Origin of the sequence: Nonomuraea maheshkhaliensis, from assembly GCF_039529435.1 — a bacterium.
GTDB lineage: Bacteria > Actinomycetota > Actinomycetes > Streptosporangiales > Streptosporangiaceae > Nonomuraea > Nonomuraea maheshkhaliensis.
The window spans coordinates 1-6,373 of record NZ_BAAAMU010000242.1 but is presented as its reverse complement, the minus strand read 5'-3'; the positions used below and the strand labels follow the sequence as shown (position 1 = coordinate 6,373).

At 74.3% G+C, this 6,373-nt stretch carries 4 protein-coding genes; 2 read left to right on the top strand and 2 right to left on the bottom strand.

The genetic code is table 11. The features are described from left to right. The first annotated feature begins 293 nt into the window (after positions 1-293). The gene (locus ABFX54_RS55565; RefSeq protein ID WP_346115425.1) at positions 294-2,690 is read left to right on the top strand and encodes a WD40 repeat domain-containing serine/threonine protein kinase; all 2,397 of its coding nucleotides are present in this window, start codon (positions 294-296) and stop codon (positions 2,688-2,690) included. Between the two features lie 22 nt (positions 2,691-2,712). Here the strand turns inward: ABFX54_RS55565 and ABFX54_RS55560 are convergent, their stop codons facing one another. Further along, positions 2,713-3,972, bottom strand: coding sequence for a cation:proton antiporter domain-containing protein (locus ABFX54_RS55560; RefSeq protein WP_346115424.1), 1,260 nt, complete (start codon positions 3,970-3,972; stop codon positions 2,713-2,715). Between the two features lie 107 nt (positions 3,973-4,079). Further along, positions 4,080-5,255, bottom strand: coding sequence for an ROK family transcriptional regulator (locus ABFX54_RS55555; RefSeq protein ID WP_346115423.1), 1,176 nt, complete (start codon positions 5,253-5,255; stop codon positions 4,080-4,082). 195 nt (positions 5,256-5,450) lie between these two features. Between ABFX54_RS55555 and ABFX54_RS55550 the strand changes: the two genes are divergently transcribed. Continuing rightward, positions 5,451-6,373 (top strand): aldehyde ferredoxin oxidoreductase N-terminal domain-containing protein (locus tag ABFX54_RS55550; RefSeq protein WP_346115422.1); only part of this gene is annotated, 923 nt, incomplete at its 3' end.

The following is a 6,373-nucleotide window of genomic DNA, read 5'->3' as shown; positions in this document are numbered from 1 at the left end:
AAGCAACCGCGACCCCGCCGCCGCGGCCCGGCGCAGCTCGCCGCGGTTGCTTCGGGGGTGCCTCCATGGACAGGCAACCTACCGGGTACGGCGCCGCGTCCCGCACTTCCGCGGGCCGACGTGTCGCGGGCGGCCGGGAGCGGATCGGCGGCGTCCCGAGGCGAAACGGCACGTCGCCCCTCCGAAACGTGCACTTTTTGAGAAACTGTCCGGAGTTGCGGTGAACGGTGCTCATGCGCGTTGCTCGTAGGGGTCCGTCCGGGTTCGCGGACATTCGGGGAAAGAGGAGACGCATGACGGGAACGCGCCCGCTCCGGCCGTCGGACCCCGAGCGGGTCGGCGCCTACCGCCTCGCCGGCGTGCTCGGCTCGGGCGGGCAGGGCGTCGTCTACCGGGGCGTGTCCGAGTCCGGGCGTGAGGTCGCGGTCAAGCTGCTGCACAGCCATCTGGCCCAGGACGCCGCCATGGCGCGCGGGTTCCTGCGCGAGGTCGAGGCGGCGCGGCGGGTGGCCGCCTTCTGCACGGCGGCCGTGCTGGACGTGGGGATGCTGGACGAGCGGCCGTACATCGTCAGCGAGTACGTCCCCGGCGAGACGCTGCAGACGCTCGTCCGCACCTCCGGGCCGCGCTCGGGCGGGGCGCTGGACCGGCTGGCGATCTCGACCCTGACGGCGCTGGCCGCGATCCACCAGGCCGGGATCGTGCACCGCGACTTCAAGCCGGCCAACGTCCTGATGGGGCCCGACGGGCCGATCGTCATCGACTTCGGCATCGCCAAGGCCCTCGACGCCACGACCCGCACGTCGGGGGTGCTGGGGACGCCCGCGTACATGTCGCCCGAGCAGTTCCGGGGTGAGCGGGTGGGGCCCGCCTCGGACCTGTTCAGCTGGGCTGGGTCGATGGTGTACGCGGCCACGGGGCGCGCGGCCTTCGCCGGGGACACGATGGTCGTCGTCATGAACGCGATCCTGAACGAGACTCCGGACCTGCGAGGGGTGCCTGAGCGGCTGGCGGGCCTGGTGGAATCCTGCCTCGCCAAGGACCCCGCCGCCCGTCCCGCCCTCACGGACGTGTTGCGAAACTTGATCCGCCGGTCCGGCCCCACCACCCCCGGCAACGGCATCCCGACGGTGGACGGCATCCCCTCGACCGCCGCCCCCACCCTCAACACCGAACCAGACACACCAGGCACACAGGTCAACAGCGACACACCCTACGCAACCGGGCTCGCGACCCACAGCGCGCCGGACGCCGTCGACGGGCCGGATGGTGGTGGGGGTCCGGATGGCGGTGGCGGTCCGGATGGCGGTGGCGGTCCGGATGGCGGTGGCAGGCCCGAGGCCGGGGCCACGCCCGGAACCGGTGGCCGGCCGGGAGAAGGTGGCGGGCCCGAGGCCGGGGGCGGTGTTGGGCGTGACGAGGGGCGGGGTGGGCGGGGAGGGGTCAGCCGGAGGGTGTTGATCGGTGGGGGTGCCGCTGCTGTGGCGCTTGGGGTGTCGGCGTTCGCCGTGCTGCGGGCCGGGAGCGGGCGGCGGGAGGCTCTTGGTGGGGTGGCTTCGGACGGGCGGACACCGGTTGGTGCCTCGCCTGCTCATGGGTCGCCCAGCCCCGGTGAGGGCGGGCCCGTGTCCCCGAGCGGTGGCGCGTCCCCCAGCGGGGAGGTCACTGCGGCGGGTGACGCTACTCCCACCGCCGGGGCCAGTCAGGCCGTGACCGCCGAGCCGTTCGGGACGCCGGTCACCGACCTGACGCCCCTGCCGGGGCGCGGCGTGGGCGGGTCGGCAGCGCTGGCCGCCGCCGAGGGAGTCGTGGTGTGCGGCACCGACAAAGGGCTCGTCTTCGGATGGACCCCAGGCACCACTCCCGTGCGGCTCGGTGACGGTGGCGGGCCGGTGGCGGCGGTGGACGTGGGAAGTCTGAAGGGCCGGACGGTGGCGGCGTCGGGGCACGACGACGGCAGGATGCGGCTGTGGGGGCCGGCGGGCGAGAACCTGGCGAGCCACCGGGTGAGCGACCCGATCATCGGCGTCACGGTCGCAGGCAGGGCGTACGCGGTGTCGCAGAAGTACGACGGCATGAAGGACCTGTACAGCGTCGTGCGCCTCTGGGACGTCTCCACGGGCAAGCGGATCGGCGCGCCGATCACCGCGCACTTCCAGGGCATCCGCGGGCTGGCGTTCGGGCGGGCGGGCAAGGACGACGTGCTCGTCACGGGCGACGGCGGCGAGCGGATCCGGGTGTGGCGCCTGTCCACCGCGACGATGCTGCGTACGTTCACCACCGGCGAGATCGGCGGCATCGAGCACCTGGCCTGCGGCGAGCTGAACGGCAGGCCGATCCTGGTGTCCACCCACCTGGACGCCACCCTGCGCGTGTACGACCTGACCACCGGCAAGCGCAGGAAGCGGTGGTCGTTCAGCCGCCAGAGCCCCGATGACCGGTTCGCCACGGCCCTGGCCATGGGGCTGGCCGGCAAGGTGCCGGTCGCGGCCGTGGCGCACGCCCCGGCGGGTGGCGAGAGCTTCGTCCGCGTGTGGGACCTGCGCGACGGTGACGTCATCGGCGTGCTGGGCGCGGGCGAGGGCGGCGCGATCCGCCGGCTGGCCGTGACGGAGCAGGACGGCAGGCCGGTCGTCGCCGGGGCCGACGAGGACGGCTCCTTACGGTTGTGGAGCCTGGGCCGGCCCTGAGGCGTCGTCACGGCTCCCGTCCTCACGCCTCGCGTCGTCGCGGGTGGCGCCCGTCGCGGATGGCGTCCACCCGGTTCATCACCGGGGTGGCGGTGACGCCGTGCAGCACGACCGAGACCATGACGGTGAACCCGGTCACCGCCCACAGCTCCTCGGCCGGCACCCCGAAGTCGGCCTGCCCCAGCGCGTACGCGAGATAGAACAGCGACCCGATCCCCCGGATGCCGAAGAACGAGATCACCAGCCGCTCCCTCGGCCCCGCCCGCCCCCGCCATTGGACCAGCCATCCGGTCAGCGGCCGGATCACCAGCAGCAGCAGGAGCCCGACGGCGGCGCCGCGCCAGGTGAGCGCGGCCAGGCCGCCGGTGGCGACGAAGCCGCCGAGCAGGAGCAGCAGCCATGCGGTGAGCAGCCGTTCGATCTGCTCGACGAAGCCGTGCAGCACGTTGTTGTAGCCGTGCCCGTGCTCGGCGCCCCTGATGGCGCACGCGGTGACGAAGACGGCGACGAAGCCGTACCCGCGGGCGAGCTCCGTCACCCCGTACGCGAGCAGCGTGGCGGCCAGCGCGACGAAGCCGTCCCGCCGCTCCGACAGCCGCAGCCGCTCAGAGCTCGCGCGGAAGAACAGCCGCCCGAGCAGGCGGCCGATCAGCAGCCCGAGGACGAGTCCCGCGGCGGTCCGGTACAGGACGTCGAGCAGGGCCCACTCCCCCAGCCAGCCGGCTCCCGCCGCGCCGGCGACCGCGATGGCGGCGTACACGATGGGGAAGGCGAGGCCGTCGTTGAGCCCGGCCTCGGAGGTGAGGGCGAAGCGGACCTCGTCGTCGGCGTTCTCGGCGTCCACGGGCTCGCCCACGTGCACGTCCGAGGCGAGCACGGGGTCCGTGGGGGCCAGCACGGCTCCGAGCAGGAGCGCGGCGGCGATCGGCCAGCCGGGCAGGGCCGTGGCCGCGACCGCCACGCCCGCCACGGTCAGCGGCATGGCCAGGCCGAGCAGCCGCCACGTCGTGGACCAGCCTCGCGGTCCCGCGCGGCGGTTGATGGCCAGGCCCGCGCCCATGAGGGAGATGACGACGCACAGCTCGGTGATGTGCTCCAGCGCGGTGCGGTGGGCGATCGGGTCGGGTTCGGGCAGGCCGATGGGCAGCGCGAACAGCACCAGGCCGGCCAGGAGGTACACCAGGGGCAGCGACAGGGGGCGGCGGGCGAGCACCTCGGGCAGGATCGCCGCGAGCAGGGCCGCGGCCCCGCCGAGGGCCAGGAGGAGGTCGAGGGTGGACATCACCGCTCACCCTGCCCCCAAGATCATAGATCACCCCTCCACTTCTCCTCGCGGCCACGCCTCCCCGGCCGTCCATTCGGCCCCTGTGGTGGAAGTGGTGAGGGTCGTCAGCCGGCGATCTGGCGGTCGATGGTGGACGGGGCCAGGACGTGCTCGGCGACCATGACGGCCGCGCCGACGATCCCCGCCCGGTCGCCCAGTTCGCTGGCCCTGATCGCGAGATGCTGCGTGGCCAGCGGCAGCGACCGGCTGTAGATCGTCTCCCGTACGCCCGCCAGCACCTGCTCCCCCGCCTCGGCCACGTCGCCGCCGAGCACGATGACGGAGGGGTTGAAGAAGTTCACGATCGAGGCCATCACCGCGCCGACCTCGCGCCCGGCCTGGCGAACCAGCCGGGTGGCGGTGAGGTCGCCCGCGCGCATCAGCGCCACCACGTCCCTGCTGCCGGCCGCCTCGATCCCGGCCGCGCGCAGCGCCGCCGCCATGGACGCGCCGCTCGCCACCGCCTCAAGGCAACCGGCGTTGCCGCACCTGCACGGGGCCCGCGAGCCGGCGACGCGGATGTGGCCGACGTCGCCCGCCGCGCCCTGCGCGCCCCGGTGCAGCCGCCCGCCGGAGACGATCCCCGAGCCGATGCCGGTGCCGATCTTGACGTAGATCAGCGGGTCCACGGCCGGCCCCGCGGCCCAGTGCTCGCCCAGGGCCATGATGTTCACGTCGTTGTCGACCAGGACGGGCGCGCCGAGCCGGCCCTGGAGCCACTCGGGCACCGCGAAGCCGTCCCAGCCCGGCATGATCGGCGGGTTGACCGGGCGGCCCGAGCCGTGCTCGACGGGGCCGGGCAGGCCGACGCCGACGCCGCACACCTGCGCGGGATCCCGTCCGGCGGCGGCCAGCAGTTCCTCCAGGATGTCGGCCACCCGGCACAGGGTGCGCTCGGGCCCCCGGTCGACGGGCAGTTCGGTGGCCACTTCGGCGAGCACGTTCATGGACAGGTCGAGGACGGCCAGGCGGGCGTGGGTGGCGCCGAGGTCGGCGGCGAGCACGGCGCGGGCGCCGCCGTTGAAGGCGAAGACGCCGGCCGGGCGGCCTCCCGAGGAGATCGAGCCCTCGCCGGCCACGACCCAGCGCTGATCGATCAGGCCGTCGAGCCGCTGGGTGACCGTGGATCTGGACAGTCCCGTCAAGCGGGCCAGCTCGCCGCGGGTCCGCGCCCGCCCGTCGCGCAGGATCGCCAGCAGCGCCCCCGCCCCCACGCCCTGGCCGTTGGCACCGCTTGGCATGCGCCTACCTTACTTCGAATATCAGCCGACTTATGTTGACAAGAAGTAAAAGTCAAGATCTCTTGCCGCGATGCGGGCCGGACATACGTGGCGGGCGGAGCCCCCGCCACCCGCCGGTGGCGGAGGTTGCGCCTGTTACATGATGTGTGATGTTGTGCCGATCCCGGTCCGCTTTCCGCCCCAGGAGGCTTCGTCGTGCCGTTCACTGTGGATCTGACCAGTGGAAACGTCGAGAAGGAAGATCGCACCCAGGAGAAGGGGCACTATGGCGGGACCGTTCTGGGGCTGCGGTTGATGACCGAGCGGACGGCGCCGGGGCTGGATCCGTACGATCCGGGGACGCTCCTGTACGTGGCGGCCGGCATGCTGGGCGGGACCGCGGCCCCCGGGCTGGCCAAGGCCGTGTTCCTGGCCAAGTCGCCGTTGACCGGGGTGGCCGGGGAGGCGCACGCGCTGGGGCCGTTCGCGGCGGGGATGCGGGCGGCGGGGGCCAGGGCGCTGGCCGTGCTCGGGCGGGCGGAGCGGCTGTCGTACCTGCTGGTCCGGGACGGCGAGGCGACCCTGCACGACGCCGGCGAGCTGCGCGGGCTGGGCGTGGCCGCCACGACCGACGCGCTGCGGGCCCGGCACGGCGCGCGCGCCCACGTGGCGGCGATCGGGCCGGCCGGGGAGAACCTCGTCCGGTACGCGAGCGTCGTCACCGACCACGCCTTCGCCGCCGGGCGTTACGGCCTCGGCGCGGTCTTCGGCGCCAAGAACCTCAAGGCGATCGTGTGCGCCGGTGACGTGCCCGCCGAGGTGGCGGCCCCTGCGGCGGACCCGGCGGCGGTGGCCGGGCTGGCCGCCTCCTACCGGGAGTCGCTGGCCACGAACCCGCTGGCGGCGCTCCAGGCGGGCGTGCCGGGGTTCGCGGGGTGGGCGGACGGCCCGCTCGACCCCGGCTACGCCTCCGTCCGCAACTTCTCGGAGACGGGGACGCCGGGGCTGCGGGTCCCGTCGGCGGGCGACTACGCGGGGCGGGCGGTGTCCGTCTCCGGCGCCTGCACGGGCTGCCCGAACGACTGCCTCAAGGTGTACGGGCCTCCGTCGGCCGCCGGACGGCGCACGGGCGGGCTCGG

Excerpts from the sequence above, each read along its gene's own strand:
- ABFX54_RS55565 (WP_346115425.1), top strand. The coding sequence starts at position 294 with ATGACGGGAACGCGCCCGCTCCGGCCGTCGGACCCCGAGCGGGTCGGC.
- ABFX54_RS55560 (WP_346115424.1), bottom strand. The coding sequence starts at position 3,972 with ATGTCCACCCTCGACCTCCTCCTGGCCCTCGGCGGGGCCGCGGCCCTG.
- ABFX54_RS55555 (WP_346115423.1), bottom strand. The coding sequence starts at position 5,255 with ATGCCAAGCGGTGCCAACGGCCAGGGCGTGGGGGCGGGGGCGCTGCTG.